At 57.3% G+C, this 20,681-nt stretch carries 18 protein-coding genes; 5 read left to right on the top strand and 13 right to left on the bottom strand.

Annotated features, from left to right (window positions below):
• Positions 1–36: 36 nt before the first annotated feature.
• Positions 37–777 carry an MOSC domain-containing protein gene (locus WKI41_RS01360; RefSeq protein ID WP_340191741.1) on the top strand — a complete coding sequence of 247 codons (741 nt, stop codon included), beginning with the start codon at positions 37–39 and terminating at the stop codon, positions 775–777.
• Positions 778–785: 8 nt separating this feature from the next.
• On the opposite strand, the gene WKI41_RS01355 is transcribed toward WKI41_RS01360, so the two are convergent.
• The 12 genes from WKI41_RS01355 to WKI41_RS01300 all read right to left on the bottom strand — a co-directional run bounded on the left by WKI41_RS01355 (position 786) and on the right by WKI41_RS01300 (position 13,630).
• Positions 786–2,036 carry a glucoamylase family protein gene (locus WKI41_RS01355; protein ID WP_340191740.1) on the bottom strand — a complete coding sequence of 417 codons (1,251 nt, stop codon included), beginning with the start codon at positions 2,034–2,036 and terminating at the stop codon, positions 786–788.
• A 125-nt stretch (positions 2,037–2,161) separates the two neighbouring features.
• Complete coding sequence (locus WKI41_RS01350; protein ID WP_340191739.1) at positions 2,162–3,232, bottom strand: lipocalin-like domain-containing protein; 1,071 nt, start codon at positions 3,230–3,232, stop codon at positions 2,162–2,164.
• On the bottom strand, positions 3,222–5,630 hold the full coding sequence (locus WKI41_RS01345; protein WP_340191738.1) for an ABC transporter permease: 2,409 nt from the start codon (positions 5,628–5,630) through the stop codon (positions 3,222–3,224). The genes WKI41_RS01350 and WKI41_RS01345 overlap by 11 nt, the downstream gene beginning before the upstream one ends.
• Complete coding sequence (locus WKI41_RS01340; protein WP_340191737.1) at positions 5,627–6,286, bottom strand: ABC transporter ATP-binding protein; 660 nt, start codon at positions 6,284–6,286, stop codon at positions 5,627–5,629. Before WKI41_RS01340 ends, WKI41_RS01345 begins: the two co-directional genes overlap by 4 nt.
• 51 nt (positions 6,287–6,337) lie before the next feature.
• Positions 6,338–6,847 carry a 2'-5' RNA ligase family protein gene (locus tag WKI41_RS01335; protein WP_340191736.1) on the bottom strand — a complete coding sequence of 170 codons (510 nt, stop codon included), beginning with the start codon at positions 6,845–6,847 and terminating at the stop codon, positions 6,338–6,340.
• 1 nt (position 6,848) lies between these two features.
• Positions 6,849–7,100 carry a DUF2188 domain-containing protein gene (locus WKI41_RS01330; protein WP_340191735.1) on the bottom strand — a complete coding sequence of 84 codons (252 nt, stop codon included), beginning with the start codon at positions 7,098–7,100 and terminating at the stop codon, positions 6,849–6,851.
• A 117-nt stretch (positions 7,101–7,217) separates the two neighbouring features.
• A complete protein-coding gene (locus WKI41_RS01325) occupies positions 7,218–8,114 on the bottom strand; it encodes a DMT family transporter (RefSeq protein ID WP_340191734.1) in 897 nt (298 codons plus the stop codon).
• A gap of 252 nt (positions 8,115–8,366) precedes the next feature.
• Positions 8,367–10,109 (bottom strand): methyl-accepting chemotaxis protein, encoded by a 1,743-nt coding sequence (locus WKI41_RS01320; RefSeq protein ID WP_340191733.1) that lies wholly within the window; start codon positions 10,107–10,109, stop codon positions 8,367–8,369.
• A 169-nt stretch (positions 10,110–10,278) separates the two neighbouring features.
• On the bottom strand, positions 10,279–10,935 hold the full coding sequence (gene alkB / locus WKI41_RS01315; protein ID WP_340191732.1) for a DNA oxidative demethylase AlkB: 657 nt from the start codon (positions 10,933–10,935) through the stop codon (positions 10,279–10,281).
• Positions 10,936–10,937: 2 nt separating this feature from the next.
• A complete protein-coding gene (locus WKI41_RS01310; RefSeq protein ID WP_340191731.1) occupies positions 10,938–11,573 on the bottom strand; it encodes a hypothetical protein in 636 nt (211 codons plus the stop codon).
• A gap of 190 nt (positions 11,574–11,763) precedes the next feature.
• Complete coding sequence (locus WKI41_RS01305) at positions 11,764–12,750, bottom strand: aldo/keto reductase (protein ID WP_425340978.1); 987 nt, start codon at positions 12,748–12,750, stop codon at positions 11,764–11,766.
• Positions 12,751–12,853: 103 nt separating this feature from the next.
• Positions 12,854–13,630 (bottom strand): SDR family NAD(P)-dependent oxidoreductase, encoded by a 777-nt coding sequence (locus WKI41_RS01300; RefSeq protein ID WP_340191729.1) that lies wholly within the window; start codon positions 13,628–13,630, stop codon positions 12,854–12,856.
• A gap of 108 nt (positions 13,631–13,738) precedes the next feature.
• On the opposite strand from WKI41_RS01300, the gene WKI41_RS01295 reads away from it, so the two are divergent.
• The 3 genes from WKI41_RS01295 (at position 13,739) to WKI41_RS01285 (ending at position 16,897) form a co-directional block, all read left to right on the top strand.
• Positions 13,739–14,659, top strand: coding sequence for a LysR family transcriptional regulator (locus tag WKI41_RS01295; RefSeq protein WP_340191728.1), 921 nt, complete (start codon positions 13,739–13,741; stop codon positions 14,657–14,659).
• A gap of 207 nt (positions 14,660–14,866) precedes the next feature.
• Positions 14,867–16,087, top strand: a complete 1,221-nt coding sequence (locus WKI41_RS01290; protein WP_340191727.1) for a GGDEF domain-containing protein — start codon at positions 14,867–14,869, stop codon at positions 16,085–16,087.
• A gap of 87 nt (positions 16,088–16,174) precedes the next feature.
• Positions 16,175–16,897: a metallophosphoesterase gene (locus tag WKI41_RS01285; protein WP_340191726.1), complete on the top strand. Its 723-nt coding sequence runs from the start codon at positions 16,175–16,177 to the stop codon at positions 16,895–16,897.
• 448 nt (positions 16,898–17,345) lie between these two features.
• Here WKI41_RS01285 and WKI41_RS01280 read toward each other — a convergent pair whose 3' ends face one another.
• Positions 17,346–19,157: a dihydroxy-acid dehydratase gene (locus WKI41_RS01280; RefSeq protein WP_340191725.1), complete on the bottom strand. Its 1,812-nt coding sequence runs from the start codon at positions 19,155–19,157 to the stop codon at positions 17,346–17,348.
• Between the two features lie 489 nt (positions 19,158–19,646).
• Here WKI41_RS01280 and ytfQ point away from each other — a divergent pair, with 489 nt between their 5' ends.
• Positions 19,647–20,612 (top strand): galactofuranose ABC transporter, galactofuranose-binding protein YtfQ, encoded by a 966-nt coding sequence (ytfQ, locus tag WKI41_RS01275; protein ID WP_340191724.1) that lies wholly within the window; start codon positions 19,647–19,649, stop codon positions 20,610–20,612.
• Positions 20,613–20,681: the final 69 nt, after the last annotated feature.

The raw sequence follows: 20,681 nt of genomic DNA, 5'->3' as shown, positions 1-20,681 counted from the left end.
AGGAAAGTAGTCTGATCAACCGTTGGAATTCGCAGCATGAATAAAGTCGGCCACATCCAGGAAATCTGGCGTTATCCCGTCAGCTCGACTGGCGGCGAAAGGTGTGAAACCGTAACCCTGCATGAAAGAGGCATCGCCGGCGATCGTTGCTTCGGGCTTTTTGAGGCGAGCACTGGCGCGCTCGCCACGCCGGAAAAGGACGCTCGCTGGCGCCCTGCCCTTCTGCTCTCAAGCCGAACGGATGAAACAGGCAAAACCTGGCTTCGCTTTCCCGATGGGGATGAACTGACCGTCGACGATCAGCATCTACCAGCAAGACTATCGGCGCATTTCGGTTTCGGTGTTTCTCTTGGAAAGTACCCCGATATGGCAGAAGAGCTCGAACCGAGGCTACCGGTCATCGGCAGGGCCTATCAGGCGAGCCCGCTTCACCTTCTTTCCGTGGCGTCGATCAAACAGATCGAAGACCGACTGGCATCAGGCGAGGCAGATCGCAGGCGTTTCAGGCCGTCGATTTTTTTTGGCTCTTCTGTGAGCGAGGCGTTTCCAGAGGATGGCTGGATCGGCGCCATCCTGCACATCGGCAACATCCGGGCCATCGTGATTGAAAAGACCAAGCGCTGCGGCATGACTTTGATCCCGCAACCGGAACTGCCCGAGCAGCCGGATGTCTTGAGAACGATCTTGCGCGCGAACCACAGATGCCTTGGCGTTTATTGCGATGTGGTCGAGACCGGTACTCTACACGCAGGCGACGACGTTTTCATCGAAGACTGAGACGTCGCTCAAGGTTCCGATTTTGGGCGCTCAAAACCCAGACGGTCAAGTCCACGTTGAACCTCCGGTGCGCGCATGAACAATCGCCAAAGAAGACCAGAGCGATGGTTTTCCATCATCGCCACGATCGGACCCTGATTGGTCGCCAGATGCGTGCGCGCCGTCCACCCGGTGGCGGGTGAGAATGAATCGACGAAACCATATCGCCCCAACAGCTTCCGGTGGGCATGAGAGGCGAAGATTTCCAGCGCCCTTTGCGCTTCATCCGGCAGGAAAGCAAAACTTGAAAGTGCGGCTGTCGGTGCAAGAATGCCGCCATCGACGGTCGGAGAAAAGGCGCGATATCCCTTCGGACCATCACAGGCCGTCATGCCCCAAGGTGCATCGGCCCCAAGCTGCGCCTTGCAGTAATCATGATTGATCCGGGCGTGAGCCCTCACCTGTTCAGCATAATCGCAGTAGCGGTCGCGAAGCCCAAAAGGATTGAGGCCACAAAACGAATATTGTGACAGGAAAAGCGGGCCACCAAACGGTTCGCCCAGTGGCAATACCGTTCCGAGATAGGTGTTACCATTCGCCATTTCGCCGTGTCTTGCCCATCCGGCATGATAGCTCTCTGGCTTGATAGCGTGGTGTTCTGCACCAGCTGCTAGCACGTAACTAATCAGCGCTTCGTTCCAGCCAGTGATTGGCACATTGCGCGCCCAACGGTGCTTCGGGCTCCAGTGCCAGTAAAGTGGCCCGTCCTTTTTGCGGGTAAACCAGGACCACTCCACGCCTTGAATGAGCTGATCCGCCGACGCCCGGAAGGACGTTTCGGCTGGCGTCTGCTCTGCGAAGAACTCCCGGGCACAGATGAGGCCCTGCAGCAACAGGGACGTTTCCACCAGATCGGCGCCATCGTCTCTCCGGCTGAAGGGAAGGATCGTCAGCGTCTGTGCATGAATGAAATGCGGCAGCGCTCCGTGAAAACGCTCGACGGAAAAGAGTGACTGGAGAACAAGCGCAGCACGTTCGAGCGCTTGTCCACGACCAATCCATCCCTGCTCCGCGCCGACGAGAATGGCCATGAGGCCGAAGCCCGCGCCCGAGATCGAAACGATGTCGTTGATGGGTGTTCCGTCAGCACTCAGTCGATCGAACGGCAAGCCTGTGTCGGGGTGAACACCAGACCAGAAGTAGTCGAAGGTCGAGCGGTGTATGTCATCGAAAAGATTGACGGTGGGAAAGGCACTTGCCTCGGAAGTCTCTATTCGCACGCTTGTTCGACCACCGCCTGCGCGACAGCCGCTCCTATGGCATCAGGACGCTTTAGCGTCGAGATCATGTTATAGAACACGCTTCCTCTCTATCGAAGAGACAATGCTCTGCATAGGCTTGGCTATCAATAGCCCGTCATCTCCAGATAACCTACGCCCCTGCTACTGCCCTCGAACGAGATGGGTCCCTCCCAATAGGGTGTGGATGTGGCCATCCAGGACTGATCGTTGAGCGGACGTGTCGTAATATCAAGACCTTTGCCCGGAATCCTCACCCGCCACGCCACCGGAATAGTGCGGCCATTCACCACCGTGCTTCGCAGCGGTTCAAGAATAACGTCATCGGAAGAGATCGGCGCAGTCTTGCCATCGGCAGAAATCCAGTTGGCGGACGTGTAGCCACCCTTGCGGTCGCGTAGTCGAAACGCCATGACCTTTTCGCCCGATGCCAGATGAAGCGAGAACCAGTCCCAGCCGGTCTGATCCGCGGCAAGAGGCTGGGATGACCACTCACGATCGAGCCACGCACGCCCGCTGACCTTAATCGGCTGGCCATCCAGTTCGACGCTGCCTGTAATCTGATAGAAGGGCTGGGAGTAATAGTAGCTCGCCTGCCCCGCCAGCGACTTAACTGAAAAACCACGGTCTCCCTGGAGCGCGAGAGGTCCGTTGGCATCCAATTGGAGGCGATAGGAGAAATTCGTGCCATTTGCGTTTAAAGTCAGATGATCCAATGCCTCGCCGGGATTTTCTGAGCGGCTGGTCATCTGCCAATCGTCGATCCAGGCGTGAAAGGGGGAAATCTCGACGCCTGCTTGGCCGACGCCGCCGCGGCCCAGCCGTTCGGCAACGTAGTGTTTTTCCGCGGTAGTCACCGCTGCATGGCCGATCCAGATCTGCGAACTGGACCAGCCTTGCTTGTCGGTTGGCGCAAGGGCGGAACGAAAGAGCGTCCATTGCGCTCCTAGAGCACGACCGTCCTCGGTCGTGAGATTGGCCGTCACGTACCACCACTCGATGCGGTAATCCGGATGTGCGCCATGATCTCTGGGAAAGTTCAAGGCCACCCCACGCTTTGGAATGGCAAAGCCCTCAGCATCAGAACCCAACCCCGCAAAGCCTTGCGCGGAAGCTGCGAGTGGCTGCAACAGGCCAAGGCCTAGAAGTAAGACGTGGAGGAACAGTCTACCGCTCATTGGCAAACACTCTGAGAAGATCGGCCGGGTCGAGGAAAGCCAGACGGCGGACGGGCAACACGATGGAAAGAAGTGCGGCGATGAGCGCAATGACACCGAGGCGCAGCCACTCCAGCGGAAAGATCATCATCGGAAGCTTCCAGCCGAAGGCCTCGACATTGACGACCGCCAGCAGCACCCATGCCAGGGCAAGGCCGACGGGAATAGCCAAGATGAAGGTGATGAACCAGAGAGCCAGGGTTCGCCACACTTCGAAGAGCGCCAGCTGGCGCCGCCTGATCCCCATGGCCCAGACCGGTGCAAGCTGTGGCAGTCTCGCTGCGGAAAGGGTGAGAAGGCTGGCGAACATGGCAAAACCCGCAACGCCAAGCGTCAATATGTTGAGGGCCGCCGTGACAGTAAAGGTTTGCTCGAAGACGGCCCGAGACTGGCGCTTGATCGCCGCCTGGTCGACAATATTGCCGTCGGGCAATCCAAGCTCTGCCACCATCTGCCTCTTTAACTCAGAAGCACGTCTAGGATCGACGCGTATGCCATAACGCAGGCGGGAGGCGTCAGGATAATGCGCCGTCAAGGCGTCGGCACCGACCATGATCTGGCCGCGTGGGTTGCCGTAGTCGGAGTAAACGCCAACGATACGAACGGTCCAGCCGTTCACGAGGCTTACGGGCTCTCCAAGTTTCAAATTCTCTGCGCGCCAAAGCTGCTCATTGATGAGCACACCGCTTCCCCTCGCAACTGCGTCCCAGGCCCCAGGCTCCTGCGACAGCAGCGGCCAGTGATCGCGGTAGGTAGTGTGGTCGGCAACGCCGGAAATCTGTACAGGCTTGCCCTTCACCTCGCCCTGCGCGCTGAAGATCGGGAGGACCGCATCAGCATGCTGCGGCAACCATGCTCGGAGACGAGCGGCCTCTTCGTCGTTCCTGGCGGTGACGTAAAGCTCAGCGACAAGGCGCTGGTCGAGCCAACCGATAAAGGTCATCCTGAAGCTCGACACCATTGTCCCGACGCCGATATTGGCCGAAAGCGCCAGAAGCAGCGCCATCAGAGCAAGAGACAGACCGGGCAATTGCAGACGCGTATCGGCCCAGAACCACACGCTTAACGCCGCCTTGGCACGGCGTTGCGCCCATGTCAGCACGTTGGATAGAAAGGCCGGTAGCAGCAGCGCCGCGCCTAAAAGCAATGCCCCGAGCACCGTGAAGCCGCTAGCGAGGCCCTTGCCAAGCAGTCCGGCCATCACCGCGATGAAAAGAAGGCCGACACCTGCAAGGGCCTGGAAGCGGAGCGCACGGGCCGATGAAACGCCCCAAGCTTGCGGCTGCGAAGACGCAAGCAGCGGCATGTGGCGCAGCCTCCAAAGGCTTTGCATCGAGGACAGTAGGGTACCAAGAAGCGCCATGCCCATTCCCGTGGCCCACCACTCCGGACGCAGCTGAAGACTTCCCGGAACGGATGCACCGTAAAGACCGCGGAGTGTCGATGAAACACTTGGAAGGAGTGCCGAGGCGATGACGTAGCCGAGCGCGACACCGATCAGGCCGGCCAAAAACGCAAGAACCATGATCTCCGCCAGTAGCAGCGCCGTCAGCATGGGCAGCGAAACACCAAGCCCGCGGATGGTACGAAAACTGGCTCGCCGCTGTTCGAAAGATAAGCCTGTTGCCGAGTAGACGATAAAGAGACCGACGATGAAAGCAAGAAAACCGAAGGCAGTGAGGTTTAGGTGGAAGCTATCGGTCAGGCGAGCCATGTCTGCTCGGTCTTGGGCAGGCTGGACGTGAAGCGCCGGCACAATCGTCTGCACATCCGGCAGGTTGGATCGTTGTTCCTGCGCCATCACGATACGGCTTAACCGACCGTCTCGCCTCAACAGCCTGTCCGCCAATCCGATATCGACGAAGGCTGCGTCGTCCGGCACATCGGGCGAGATCTTCAAGGGGATTTTGGTCTGCCCTTCAAGCCGCGCTGCCGTCGCGCGTGACACGACCAGCAGCCCCTGATCTCCCATGAAGTCCACAAGATCGGATGAACTGGCGATCTGGACTGGCCCGCCTCCACCCGTCATCGTCAGCGGGTCCACCCCGATCAAACGTATTCTTGTCGTGTCGAAGCGATAATCACCCTCGATGACAGGAGACACATTCCACCCAGCTCTACGAAGAGCACCGAAATCGCCTGGCGCAATCAAGTTTCCGTCTGTGGCAACAAGGCGGGAGAGACTGCCTTGCTCGATGATCGAGGCCGAGCGTGCATAGCTTGCCCTTGCCTCCGCATTGATAGCCTGAACGCCGGACCAGAGCGCGGTTGCAAGACCGATGCCGAGCACGAGCGTCAAAAGCTGCAGCGGGCGGTAGCGCCAATGCGAAAGCTGCGCGCGGAATATGGTCACGATCATGCGACGATCTTCCCGCCGCGCAGCACCACCTGCCGGTCGAGTTTGGCGGCCATGCGGTTGGAATGGGTGACGAGCAGCAGTGCCAAGCCCGCACTTCGGCTCAGCGAGATCATCAGGTCGAGCACCACTTCGCTGGTGGTTTCATCGAGATTGCCTGTCGGCTCATCGGCAAGGACAAGCGCCGGGCGCGCCGCCAGCGTCCGGGCGATAGCGACACGCTGCTGCTGCCCGCCCGACAACTGCTCAGGATAGCGATTGAGCAGCGCTCCGAGGCCCAGGTTCTCGGCAAGTTCACCTGTCCAAGCAGCATCGTAGCGGTCGGCTAGCTTCGCATGAAAGGCAATATTATCTGCAACGCTGAGCGAAGGAATGAGATTAAACTGCTGAAACACAAGGCCGACAGTGTCGCGCCTGTAGCGAGCGCGTCCCGCCTCATCCAACGCGGTAATGTCTTCACCATTGACAATGATCGAGCCGGCATCGGCGCGATCCAGCCCGCCGGCAAGATGAAGAAGCGTGCTCTTGCCGCTGCCCGATTCACCCGTCAGCGCCACACTTTGCGCGGCATCGACAGACAGGTCGATGCCACGTAGAACGGCGACCGTCCCCTCTGCCGTGCGATAAGATTTACTGACATCAGAAAGCGTTAGAAGCATTGCGACAGGCATCACCTTAAGGTTGGTCGGCAGCAGATGGAAAGCACCACCTTATTTCGGAAACGACAAAAAAGCGCGGTGTTCCCATGGTCCACCAAGATAGTCCCAAAGGTCAATTCCAAGGATCATGATCTGGCGCGGTTGGAAACCAGCCCGCAGGTCATCGTAGAGACGATCCGCCAGCGCCTTCTCGACCTTGTTCTGCACGGTGATGTGCGGCTTGAATTTCTGTCGATCCTGAGGGCCGGGCCACGAACCAAAGCCTTTAAAAAGATCGGCGCGCAAGATTTCTAGTTCGGGGCTTTTGATCTCGAACGCAACACCGCCTCCCAGATGTCGAACGGCCGACACCTCTGCCGCGAAGGGGTTGTTTTCCCGCGCAGTCTCTCCAGCGACACTAAGCGCGTCATCGAAGACCCGTCCGGGCAGATGATGAAACATGGTGATGTGGGCGTTTAAGAAATTGCGGTGGGGCGGAAAATGCTTCCGCCTCAGCTGTTCGAAATACGCCATATCGCCCGGTGCGACGTGTGCCGTGACGATGATGGGCGCTGGCGTCATCTTATCGATCTGCAGTATCGTCGACGACATCCGTTTCTGGACGGTCACCACCCTTTACATGCTGCGACTGCCAACGTCCGTCGGCAAGCTGGTAGGAAATTTCCACTTCGTCTCCACCGATCTGCTGTCGGCGCGCTGCATCCCGCGCAGCTTCCAGCGCCGTGTCATGATCTGGAAAAGTCTCGGACCAGACATCCTCGACACGATAAGCGAAACCACCGTCATGTTGAGCGACATGATAAACAACTGCCATGAGAGTCTCCTTTTACAGGCTCTCGCAAACGTCGCGACGGCGCGGATGTTCCCGTAAGGAGGAGGTTTGACAGCGAAAGCATGCACGGCGCAGACGTGTCAAAGGGGGCGGCGACGCTTAAAGAATACGCTCTTTGGGTGTTCGCGCCATCCGCCGCCGTTCCCAACCCACCAGTACTAGGCTGGCGCTGACGATCAGGATAGCGCCGATGAAGACGTTGGCAGCCGGGATTTCCGACCATATGAGATAGCCGTAGAGAAACGCCCAGATCAGTCCGGTATATTCCACCGAGGCAAGCGACGAGGCTTCCGCGTGTCGGAATCCTTCGTACAGAAGAAACTGACCGAGCGTGGAGATGAGACCGACGCCGATCATCAGCGCCCATCCCTGCATGTCCGGGCTCTTCCACAGCCAGGGTAGCGCCAGTGCGCAGGCGATACCAAACAGCGCGCTCGTTGCATACATCTGCGTCAGCGTCGTTTCGCTCTTGCTGACGATACGGACCAGAATCGTGCTCCAGGCCCAGCAGAACCCAGCAACGATGCACAGAAGGGCCGGAAGCCAGTTCGGCGAATGAGTCGGATTGGCTGCAATTATCACGCCGACGAAACCGAAGGCGCATGCAATCCATCGCCCGACCCCGACCTTTTCCTTCAAAACAAAGATGGAAAGGACGACGACCATGATCGGCGCGGAGAAATAGAGCGTCGTCAATTCCGCCAGACCAAGATAGAGCGACGAACTGTAGAACAGCATCCACGCAATCAGCATCAGTGTGGCTCGCAGCGCCAGCGTGCCACGATGTTTACTCTTCAAAATGGATGGATGGCGGTAAAAATAAGCGAGCGTTCCGGTGATGGAAACGATCACGACACTGCGGACAAAAAGGATTTGCGGGACATAGTAGGTTGCGACAAGGTATTTCACCAACGCATCCTGCATGGCAAAGCAGGCATAGCCCATAGCCGCAAGACTGATGCCAAAAAGCGGCCTAGCCTCCAAAGAACCCGTCATTCTCATTCACCACTGGCTATCGATGCCCGCCCGTTGCAGCGCAATCGGTCAACGGAATGTCGAGCAAAACGAAACGCGTCCCCGATCAGGAACACAGTGCCGGATGGATCGGACATCCGGCGCGCTTTTGCAACCCCAAAATGCGTGGACCCGCTTTGCTAATTCAACACTTGCGTGCGTATGCGACAAAAGCAAAAAGCCGCAGAGCGAACTCTACGGCATTTGCATGTCTGTTAGGCGTGCTCTCAGCGGTCAGAACAGCGCATCTGCAAACAGGTCGTCATCGTCTGCCGCCGCAGAAGGCGCGGCAGCCGCCTGTGCGCTTGCGCTCTTGGCAGGCAGGTACCGCACGTGGATATCGCGCTCATGCGCCATGGTGTAGAGCTTGTAGACGCGTGACGAAAAGCCTTCAATCTTGTCGGCGAAACCCGATACATCAGCCTCAAACCCCTCCGACAACTGGGCCGCGATGTTGCAGCAATCGTTGAAGGTGGCCCCCAATTCGCTCTCGAAATCGAGTGTGGTGACCACGGCACTGATGCGGCTGAAGACGGCTTGCCCTTCTTCTGCCAGTGCCTGCGTACCCTGCTCCATCTGAGATTTGGCATTGCGGATCGAATCCAGGGCCTCATTGAGCGGCGCACTGAAGTTCTTCGAAAGCCCCTGCCCCTGCTCTACCAGAGCCTGTGTGGCAACTTCCACGCCACGCAGATCCTCGACGATGGCATCCGCCGGCGTCTCGAGCTTGCCAGCAAAGATCCGCATTTCGCCGCTGACGACGTTGACGGAACGTCCAGCCTCGCCAAGCTTCGAGCAGCGCAGGTTGGAGTTGAGCGCCATGTAATGGATGTCGATCTTGATCGAACGCAAAACCTCGATGCCGCGAAGCAGTTCCTTGGCGCTTTCGGCCACGGAAAACACGACCTTGTCCGCGTCGCCGCTGCTTCCCTGAACACGTTCCGCCAGCTTGCAGGCCTCGACGATGTCTTTTTCCATCAGCGCCAGGACGTTTTTGTCACCATTGGAGCTGCGGTCGATCAGTTCATCGCGAAGTGAGAGAATGCGCGCCGCATCATCGGCGAAGCTGGAAATGCTGGTGAAAATCTTGCTGCAATCGCGCTGGAAATCCGCAGCCGTTTCATCCATTTGCGCGCTGACGAGTTGCAGTACCGCTTCGCGCAGAACCTCATGCTCAGTCTCGGTCAGCGCTTCACCGTCCGGCGAGGCAACGAATTCTTCCAGCAGTTGGAGAATGCTCTGAATATGCTCGATGCGCTGTCTTGTTATGTCGCCGATCTGCAGATTGGAGAGGACAGAACCGATCTTGCCCTGCACCCCTTGCGCGATCTTTTTGACCTGTCCGGCGATCTCCGCCATTTCTCGATGCTGGGCAACGATGCGAGCGGAGTTTTCCGTCAAACCGTTGATGATTGGCGGAATGATCGAGCCGAAGTCGGTGAGCGTCTTCGATGAGAATGAGCGGGCATCTGACAGTTGCAGACGCATCGCCTCGAGATTGGCACCAAAGCGACCGACCTCATCCGCACCGGATTGAATGCGTTCGCGAATTTCATCGGCAAAGCCGGAGAACTCGGCAAGGCCCGCACCTGCAATTTTAACCGTCACAGCGAAGGTCTTCAGATAGCGGATGGTCTCATGAATATCGTCGATATGACCGCGGGTCGAAGAGCACATGGTGGTCAGCGCTTCGAAACCTGATTTGCGATCACGCTCGATTTCCGGCAAGTGCCCCAGATCCGTCATCGTCCTGCGCAGACCGGCGACCGTCTCTTCGGTCTTGCCCTGGTCCATCGTTCCAGTGATGCCATCGAGAATACCGATCAGATCGTTGAGCATTTCCATGACCGACACAAGCACTGCGCCGCCGTCGAGAAACCTTTTCTCGATACGCGCATGGGCAGCGGTGAGCTTGCTGTTAAACTCGATCTGGCGATTTGTATCGTAAGCCCTGTTCGCTTTGAGCATTGCACCCATGGTCGTTTCCCGATCTCGTGTTGTGCTTTCACGCTACACAGCAATGACGAAACGAGAGGTAAACGCGACTTCAGGAAAGGGCGGAGATCATTTTTAGAGTTAACACAGTCGTTAAAGTCGTTTCTTTTGGCGGTCCTGTTCAAGTGCGTGGCTGAACCTGCACAACGTTTCATCCAACCTTCGCGTGGCGGAAAGTGAGATTGTAACGGAAGCGACCCGCTTTCTCATGGATGCCGTCCTTCAACGTCAGCACACCGTGATAAAAGAGCCGCGAGGGCCCTCCCCACACGACCACATCCCCATGTTGCAATGGATACTTCGTAACGGGGTCGGTGCGCGTTGATCCGCCGAACTGAAAGGCAACAGGCAGACCGAGCGACACGGACACGATTGGGCGGGTAAAGTCCTTCTCGTCCTTGTCCTGATGCAGCGACATCTTCGCGCCTGGTTCATAGCGATTGATTAGGCAGGCATTCGGCATGAAATCGGCATAGCCCGCCTCGGTGGCGGTCTCCAATGCAAGCGACAGAAAGCTTTCCGGCATGGGGCTCCAGTCATGGCCTGTCAAAGGATCCTGCCGTTCATAGCGATAACCACGCCGATCCGTCACCCACCCATATGTGCCACAGTTGGTCATCGCAACGGACATGGAAAAACCGCCGGGGGTAACCATGTGCCGGAAGGGAGCCGATGATGAGATGCGATGGATATCGGCAATCAGTTGGTCAGCGCCTGCGAGAGCACGGCCACGCATAAGCACTGCACCATCTGCCATATCCTGCCGAGACGTCTGCTGAGGCTCGATACCGGCAAAGAGATCATTCATCGTCAGACAGCATCCAGATCAGCAGTTTCAAGGGACGGATGGAGCACGGGCTTATAGCCTGCCTCCAGAGCCTTTAGCGTGGATGGCGGCGTCAACAGCCCGTCGATGAAGGGCATAGTAGACGTCTGACGGTATCCTTCGGGGCGCCAGCGATAGGTTTTACCTCCAGCCACGAGATAGGCCTCGCCTTCGGCCGCTGTCATTGTGCCGTCCGGCAGCTCGTCGACAGGCGTGAGAAGGACATTGACACGCTTGCGCTTCATCTGCAGCCGTTCCCGGTGCAGCGTTGTATCGATATCGCGAATGGAGTTCGCCGGAAAACCGTTACCTTCGACCCAGGCAGCGACGAACTTGCTAGCCTCTTCACGTCGGCATTGAAAGCAGGGTCTGTGGCCGGCAGCCAGTGCGGTCGCCTCATCCAGAAAGAACAGCTCCGTCCAGCTTCGCGACGCCATGACATCGCGCCGGATATCCTTATAGCTACAACTGCAAATCAACCAGGACTTCGAAGCCCAGCGCTTGGTCGTCAGTGTCCTTGAGGCCGGGTCATGAATGATGCCGCGATTGCCAGTAAAGAGGCCTCGCATTGGCAGGTCGAGGATATCCCCGAATGGATCGACACGGTTTTGTAGCGGCATGTCCTTCCTCCCTTGCTTCCTGAGCAACATCAACAGTACCTTGTAGAATGTGGACCATTTTAGGGTCAGAACGGGCGAAAGGACGAATATCTCGAGATACGAGTTACTTTGGTCTCAAGAGATAGAGGCATACATAACTTTGGTTTGTAGAGCGTCGTAGGTGAAACGACCACGACGCTCTGCGCTATACCTACCATCGCTGATGGACATGCGGCGCGATTTTGTCGCGGTAAAGCGCCCGCACCTGATCCATAACCACTGAAGGAATCGCCGGCACACGGCTCGCGTCCGCGTTCGAGGTTGCTTGATCGCGATTCTTTGCACCGGGAATGACAACCGAGACGGCCTCTTCCATCAGGATCCAACGCAGCGCAAATTGCGCCATAGTGGCATTACCAGGAATGAGCGCTCGCAGCTCTTCGACCGCCTCAAGCGCAACGTCATAAGGGACGCCGGAGAAGGTCTCGCCAACATCGAATGCCTCACCATGTCGATTGAAGTTTCGATGATCGTCGGCGGCGAAGGTTGAGTCCTTGCCCATTTTCCCTGTTAGCATTCCGCTTGCCAGAGGCACGCGCACGATGACGCCGACATCGCGCCGCTTAGCTTCGGAGAAGAAGAGGTCGGCGGGACGGTGACGAAACATGTTGAAGATGATCTGCACGGTCGAGACGTTTGCAAACGCGACCGCCTTCAGCGCTTCCTCCACCTTCTCGACAGATACGCCATAGAAGCGGATCTTGCCTGCCGCAATGAGGTCGTCCATGGCACCGAACACTTCCGGACGATAGTAGACCTCTGTCGGAGGGCAATGAAGCTGGACGAGATCAAGGGCCTCGACGCCAAGGTTCGACAGGCTTCGATCAACAAAGGCCTCGAGATTGACCTTAGTATATCCATCGGCCACATGCGGGTTGAGCCTGCGCCCTGCCTTGGTGGCAACGATCGGGCGCTCACCACCGCGCTCCTTCAAGACGTCGCGGATGATGCGCTCGGAGCGACCGTCACCATAGACATCCGCCGTGTCGATGAAGGTCATTCCGGCATCAAGCGCGGCATGGACGCTGGCCTTGGCATCAGCTTCGTCCACGTCTCCCCACGAGCCGCCGATGGCCCAGGCGCCGAAACCGATTTCCGAGATGTTCCAGCCGGTACGGCCAAGACGACGTGTCTGAATGGTCATGAATATGCTCCGTTGATAAATCGTAAACTTCGGCAGAAAGCCAATCGACGATGCGGGATGTCAAAGATTGGACGATGCCAAGGTGCCTAATCCGCCGTCACGGCATGAGCTGTCCGCCGTTGACTTCAAGAATTTGCCCGGTGATGTAGCCAGACAGAAGTGGCGAGGCGAGAAAGAGATAGGCGCCCACACATTCATCCGGTGTACCGACACGGGCCATCGGAACGCTCTGCCGCTGGGCGTCAAGCATCTCAGCGCTTGTGTAGCGATCATGAAAAGGCGTTGAGATGATACCGGGTGCAACGGCATTAACGCGGATACCATCGCCGACGAACTCCTTTGCGTGGCCGCGGGTGATCGTCGAGACGAAGCCCTTGGCGGCAGCGTAGAGGATTGCGCCGTTACCACCGCCATTCCGCGCTGCAATTGAGGTCGTGTTGATGACGAAACCCTGCCGCCGCTTCAGCAATGGCACGGCCGCCTTTGTCGCGGCCAGCACCGATCGGGCGTTGAGGTCCATCACACGAGCGTAATGAGCGTCGTCCATATCCGCCGTCGGCACGCGACCGAGCATACCGCCGGCATTATTGATAAGTCCGTCAAGCCCTCCGAGCTTTTCAGCGGCGGTTTCGACCACGCGTTCGCTCACCCCCGGCTGGGACACGTCACCTTGAACAAGGATAGCTTCGCCGCCCGCCTGGCTAATCTCGGTAAGGACTGCCTCGGCAGCCGCGGCGCTTTCATTGTAGTGGACGGCGACCCGTGCGCCTTGCGCGGCCAGCGCCTTGGCCACTGCTGCACCGATGCCCGTCGATGCTCCTGTCACAAGAACGGCTCTGTCGCTGAGATCCGGGATTTTCAATTCTTGCCACATGGTTGCTCCTCCGCACGCTTCGGTTGACCCAACCCTAGGTCTTGTGAGCATAGAAGCAAGTTCTTATGCTTGCACCTGATTCAACGGTGCACTGAACGGAAATCATCCATGCCGCCCTTTCTGCGATCTGAGCTTCCGGACCTCGTCGCCTTCTCCATTGTCGTGCGGCGTCGCAGTTTCAAGGCCGCTGCAATCGAGCTCGGGATCACCGCCTCTGCCCTCAGCCACGCGATCCGCCGACTGGAAGATCGCTTGGGGACGAAGCTTCTCAATCGCACGAGCCGCAGCGTTGCTCCCACCCCTGCGGGACTGCGCTTCGCTGCGCGCCTAGAGGCAGGGTTTGACGAGATCGGCTCCGCTTTGTCCGAGATGGATGATGGGCATGCCGGGGCGTTCGGTGAGTTCCGCCTGAACATCCCTGCTGACGCGAGCCGGCTCCTGGTGAGCCCCGTGCTTCCAGATTTCCGTCGGCTCTTGCCGGATATCCGCTTTACAGTCGTCGTGGAAAATCGGCCCGTGGATATGGTGGCTGAAGGTTTTGATGCCGGCATCCGATATGGGGACACCGTTCCGGAAGACATGATTGCAGTCGCACTTACCGAACCCTTGGAATGGGTTATCGTCGGCGCCCCTTCTTACCTCGATAGGTATAACCGACCGGAAAAGCCTGAAGACCTCATTCAGCATTCCTGCCTGCGCCTCCTCCTTGGCGATAATTCCGCGTTCCGATGGGAGCTCGGCAATGGCGAGACGATGATGAGAATCGATGTTCCAGGTAACTGCACCATCAGCGACACCCAGACAACCATCGATGCCGCCGTCGATGGTCTGGGTCTCGGCTATGTCTTGAAACGGCGCGCCGAGGCAGAGCTACGCGACGGGCGGCTGGAGATTGTTTTGCCGGAATGGTCGTCCACCGGTGCCGGCTTCCACATGTATTATCCCAGCCGAAGACAGAACCATCCAGGGCTACGTCATCTGATTGATCTTATCCGAGAACGGGAAGGGCTGCCATCTCTGGCGCGTTGACGCTCTGCTTACGACCTTTCGGTTGCTCCAAAGCTTGGCGAAGCGCAGCGTCTTCGAAACGGCGCAAGCGATGGACGGTAAAATCTGTGCTCGAACATTGCGCATATTTCCGGCGTTTATGATGTTCTAAACTTATTCAATATAACGTTCCAGTTCAACGGCCCTCTGCCGGCAATCGTGAAGCATTGGCAAGAACTGGAAATTGGTGTGGATCAGACCTTAATCCGGCAGCACTATGATTTGGGTGACCGTCCGATACTCGATTTTTTATTGCGCTTCGCTCCGCCGGTACAGGCTCGATATGATCATGAGGAGAGCGCAGGACGCATCATCGACTTGCGATCCGCCGTTCTCGTTGGTCTTGCGTTCTATAACGTCTACAACGTTTCGAGCTATATTTTGCTCAGCGACATCTTCTTGATGTCCGTTCTCCTCCGTATCGGCCTCGTGACCCCGGTCTCTATCGCTCTGCTCTGGGTGATCAGTCGCACACCCCCTGCATGGACAGAGCGGCTCATCACGTTTGGTGTCATAAATGCTTACATCGTGCCCGTATTCCTCTTCTGGATGACCGGCTTCGAGATGGGTTTATTCACCTTCGGCGAACTCCCGCTCACCATCATTTTTGCCAATATGTTGCTGGCCTTGCGATTTCCGCATGCGATACTCTTCACGTCCTCGGCGCTGGCGTTGAGCCTCCTCGCTGTGGTCACCAAGGACAACCTCGATACTTCTTTGATGGTGGCATTCAGCATTCAGATCACAACTGCCTGCGCGTTTGCCATCTACGCCAATTATCGTCTCGAACGACGTCGCTGTACGGACTACCTTACGGCCCTGGAGGCAACTCTGCTCGCGGAAGATGCCGATGCCGCACGAAAGCAATATCAGGACCTTTCAAGAACTGACGCCTTGACCCGGCTTCCCAACCGCCGCCACTTGTCGGAACAGGTAGAAACTTGGCTCTCCAGTTCGCAATCGATCGGGTTGATGATGATCGATGTCGATCATTTCAAATTCTATAACGACACTCTCGGCCATCCCGCCGGGGACGCATGTCTGCAGCAGGTCTCCGCGGCTTTGGCGAATGCCACGAATGCGCTCGATGGTGCTTTCTGCGCGCGGTTCGGAGGAGAAGAATTCAGCGTCGTTTTGCGTGATGCAAGCGAGAGAAGCGCCACAAGCGCAGCACAAGCTATTCTTCAAGCTGTCGCAGATCTACAAATCCCGCATCCCAGCCGCCCCGATGGGCTTGGTATCGTGACTGTCAGCATCGGCGTCCTCGTCGGCTGCTCCGAAGATCCAGATGTCTCGTTCAACCACATGGTTGAGTTCGCGGATAGGGCTCTCTACGTGGCCAAACGACGGGGACGAAATACCTTGAGTATGGATTTGGCATCTGGCGAGGCTATGAGGCTTTGCATATAGAAGGCTTCGTCATTCCGTGCGACGTTGACTAATGAGCCAGGAATCGATGCTCCAGCTTTCGTCTTCTCCAGATCAATTGGTCCCGCCATGCGCCAGAAGCTCTTCTTTTCCGAAAGACCGGAGGTTATCTACGCTGTCGGCGATGTTCACGGCTGCCTCGACCTTCTTCATATTTTACAAGAGAAGATAAAGGCAGACGCGGCGCAGGAGGCAGGTGAAAAGTGGATCATCATGCTCGGTGACTATGTCGATCGCGGACCGAAATCCTCCTCCGTTATTGAAGAGTTGAGCACGAGCCAGCCAAATGGCATCAAGCGTTTTTGTCTTGCCGGAAACCATGAAGAATCCATGCTGGATTTCATCCGAAATCCGTATCGGGATCACCGCTGGCTTGAATTCGGTGGGGTGGAAACCTTGCAGTCCTACGGCATCCGATGGCTTCCGGACGACAATCGGCAGCTGCGTGCGGCGGTACAGCAGGCCATTCCGCCTCATCACATCGCCTTTGCCGCCGGCCTTCCTTCTCTCATTTCGGTGCCCGACATTTGTTTCGTTCACGCCGGACTTTTAAACGACGTTCCTCTCGAACAGCAGGAGGACAAAAATCTCCTCTGGATCCGACCAAGCCAACAGGGAGCGCCTTCTCTGGCAAATCCGTTTCTGACGGTCCACGGGCATACGCCGGTGCGCAATGTCGCGATGGTCGCCAACCGACTGAATGTCGATACCGGCGCCTTCATGACGCGACGACTTTCTGCTGTGAAGATCAAACGCAATGGCGAGATCACCGTCATGACGTCGGACGCTTAGAGCGTTTCCTTGTTAAATAAAAACGTTCTGCCGGAGCAGGTTTTCATCAAGGCAAAGGCGATTGGCGAAGGGAATACCCAAAGGTACGGTCGAGCCGCCCTCCCTTGATTTTGGCGCCTTTGAGCCTGGCGGAAAAATGCCGGGCCCTCCCGTCGCGCCGCTTCTCTTGCGAAGCGATAAGCGCGCCGGGCAATTGAAGCTCTTGCAGATTTGCCAGCACATCTGCGGGAGGGTTGGTTGAAACGGGCCACCTGCTTGCCCGGACGGCTTGGCCGTATGCTTTGGCTACGGCACGGGCGCTCCGGACAATCAGTCGATCCAGTTAGAACCAAAAGAAATGTTTCTATTTAACAAGGAAACGCTCTAAAAAAACAAAAGCCGCCGGCTGCATAACAACCGACGGCAAAGATGGACTGTGCCGGACTGCTCCGGCAACTCACCTGATCAATCAGTGATTATCGCGCGGCAGGCCCTTGGTCTGAGCAATGCGCTGATACTTGATAGCAGGCTCGAGAACAGCACCGGTTTCCATCTGCCCCACGATGCCGCGCTGGATTTCCTGCCAAGGTGTCTGGTGATCAGGATACTTGTAGCCGCCTTGAGAATTCAGCGCTTCGTAACGCTTTGCCAATTCTTCCGGCGAGATCAGGATATCGGCGGTGCCTCTGCCCACATCGATGCGAACGCGGTCACCGGTCTGCAGAATGGCAAGACCGCCGCCTGCCGCCGCTTCCGGCGAGGCATTGAGGATCGAGGGGCTGCCCGAAGTGCCAGACTGACGGCCATCGCCGATGCAAGGCAGTGAGTTGACGCCTTCCTTCAGCAGGTAATCAGGCGCACGCATGTTGACGACTTCTGCAGCACCAGGATAGCCGATCGGGCCTGCGCCGCGCATGAAGAGAACCGTCTGCGCGTCGATGCCGAGCGACGGATCGTCGATGCGGTGGTGGTAATCCTCCGGACCATCGAACACCACCGCACGGCCTTCGAAAGCCTCCGGATCGTTGGGATTGGAAAGATAGCGCTCACGGAATTCTGGGCTGATAACGCTGGTCTTCATGATCGCGGACGAGAAGAGGTTGCCACGCAGCACACGGAAGCCTGCACGCTCCTTCAGCGGACGATCGTAAGGACGGATGACCTTTTCGTCTTCGATGATCGCGCCACGGCAGTTCTCACCGATCGTCTTACCGTTGACGGTCAGCGCGTCCTCCATGATGAGGCCCTGTTCCATCAACTGGTTGACGACGGCCGGGACACCACCGGCGTGATAGTAATCTTCGCCAAGATATTCGCCGGCGGGCTGAAGGTTGACGAGCAGCGGAACTTCTTCGCCATAGGTCTGCCAGTCATCGACGGTCAGTTCGACGCCAACGTGGCGTGCAAGGCCGTTCAAATGGATAGGCGCGTTGGTGGAGCCGCCGATCGCCGAGTTGACGCGGATGGCGTTGATGAACGCATCCTTGGTCATGATGTCGGACGGCTTCAGGTCTTCCTTGACCATCTCAACGATACGAAGACCCGTAAGATAGGAAATTTCCTGGCGATCGCGATACGGTGCAGGGATCGCGGCGGAGCCGGGAAGCTGCATGCCAAGCGCTTCGGCAAGCGAGTTCATCGTTGTCGCAGTACCCATGGTGTTGCAATAGCCGGTGGACGGAGCAGAAGACGCGACGAGCTTGACGAAGCCCTGATAATCGATCTCGCCCTTCGCCAGAAGTTCACGCGCCTTCCAGACGATGGTACCCGAACCGGTGCGCTCGCCGCGGAACCAGCCGTTCAGCATCGGGCCGACGGAGAGCGCGATGGAAGGAATGTTGACGGTGGCCGCCGCCATGAGACAGGCAGGTGTGGTCTTGTCGCAGCCGATCGTCAGAACGACACCGTCAAGCGGATAGCCATATAGCACTTCAACGAGACCGAGATAGGCAAGGTTACGGTCGAGACCCGCAGTCGGGCGCTTGCCGGTTTCCTGGATAGGATGGACCGGGAACTCGATGGCAATGCCGCCCGCTTCTCGGATACCTTCACGAAGGCGGTTCGCCAGTTCCAGATGGTGGCGGTTGCAAGGCGAAAGGTCGGAACCCGTCTGCGCGATACCAATGATCGGGCGATCCGACTGCAATTCAGCCTGGCTCAGACCAAAATTCATGTAACGCTCGAGATAGAGCGCCGTCATGTCGGCATTTGCGGGATTGTCGAACCACGCGCGTGAGCGCAGCTTGCCTTGCGGGGCGGTCAAATTCTTCGAGTCTGTCATGATAGTGGTCTCCAGCCGGAAGTGGCGAACGGGTAGGTCAACGGGAGTGCGACGAATTCATGGTGAAGCGTCGACAATGGGACCACGCAAACGCGTAGCGGAGACGACGACATCTGGCAAGGCGGACATCGGCCCAAACCTTCCACTGCGCCCAAACTCTCGCTGACGACTCGCACGATTCCTCCCGCCTCAATCTTTTTCTTCCCCTGCCTGATCTGGGGCAAGTGACGAACGCGGTCAATGCCGCAGATTGTTCTTTATATTCGTATTACTATTTCGGAATGAACGCAATTGTCAAGGAACGCAAAGACGGACACGGCAATGCCGCCAAAAAAATATTACTAAATTATCCTATTGAATCCACTTGGCTTTATTTAGAATGACCCGATCTGTTTCAAGCTAAGTGGTGATCTGAAGCAAAAAATCGCTTTTCAAATATAATACTATATGCTCATATCGCCTCGTCAGCCGACATCATCTCTGGGAGGATTGAAGATGAAAAAAGCACTCGCGGCGGTTACCGTCGCTTTTTCCGTATGCCTGGCTTCTGGCGTATCCGCAAAGTCGCTCACCGTCGGCTTTTCGCAGATCGGTTCCGAATCGGGCTGGCGCGCTGCCGAAACCACCGTCACCAAGCAGCAGGCTGAAAAGCGCGGCATCAATCTGAAGTTTGCCGATGCGCAGCAGAAGCAGGAAAATCAGATCAAGGCCGTTCGCGGCTTCATCGCGCAAGGCGTCGACGCCATTCTGATTGCGCCTGTTGTGGCCACCGGCTGGGACGCCGTTCTGAAAGAAGCCAAGGAAGAAAACATTCCCGTTATTCTTCTCGACCGTCAGATCGAAGCTCCAGATAGCCTCTACCTGACGGCTGTGACCTCCGACCAGGTTCACGAAGGCAAGGTTGCCGGCGACTGGCTGGTCAAGGACGTCGGTTCGAAGGACTGCAATGTCGTCGAACTTCAGGGTACAACGGGCTCTTCGCCTGCCATCAACCGCAAGAAGGGCTTCGAAGAGGCCATCGCTTCGCACAAGAACATCAAGATCACCCGCTCGCAGACCGGCGACTTCACCCGCACCAAGGGTAAGGAAGTCATGGAAAGCTTCATCAAGGCCGAAAATGGCGGCAAGAACATCTGCGCTGTTTACGCCCACAATGATGACATGGCTGTCGGCGCGATCCAGGCGATCAAGGAAGCCGGCCTGAAGCCCGGCACAGACATCAAGGTCGTCTCCATCGACGCCGTTCCGGATATCTTCAAGGCTATGGCGGCCGGTGAAGCGAACGCAACGGTCGAACTGACGCCGAACATGGCTGGCCCTGCCTTCGATGTACTCGACGCTTACCTCAAGGACAAGAAAGAGCCGAAGAAGTGGATCCAGACGGAATCCAAGCTCTACACGGCGTCTGACGATCCGATGAAGGTCTACGAAGCTAAGAAAGACCTCGGCTACTAAGCCCCCTTTTTTGGGGTGAAGCAGGCTTCACCCCAAATGCTCTCATGCTTCCGTTCTTGCGCATTGCAG

Origin of the sequence: Agrobacterium larrymoorei, from assembly GCF_037722385.1 — a bacterium.
Classification (GTDB): Bacteria; Pseudomonadota; Alphaproteobacteria; order Rhizobiales; family Rhizobiaceae; genus Agrobacterium; species Agrobacterium larrymoorei_C.
The sequence above is the reverse complement of the archived record's forward strand: the minus strand, read 5'-3'. Positions and strand labels throughout refer to the sequence as shown.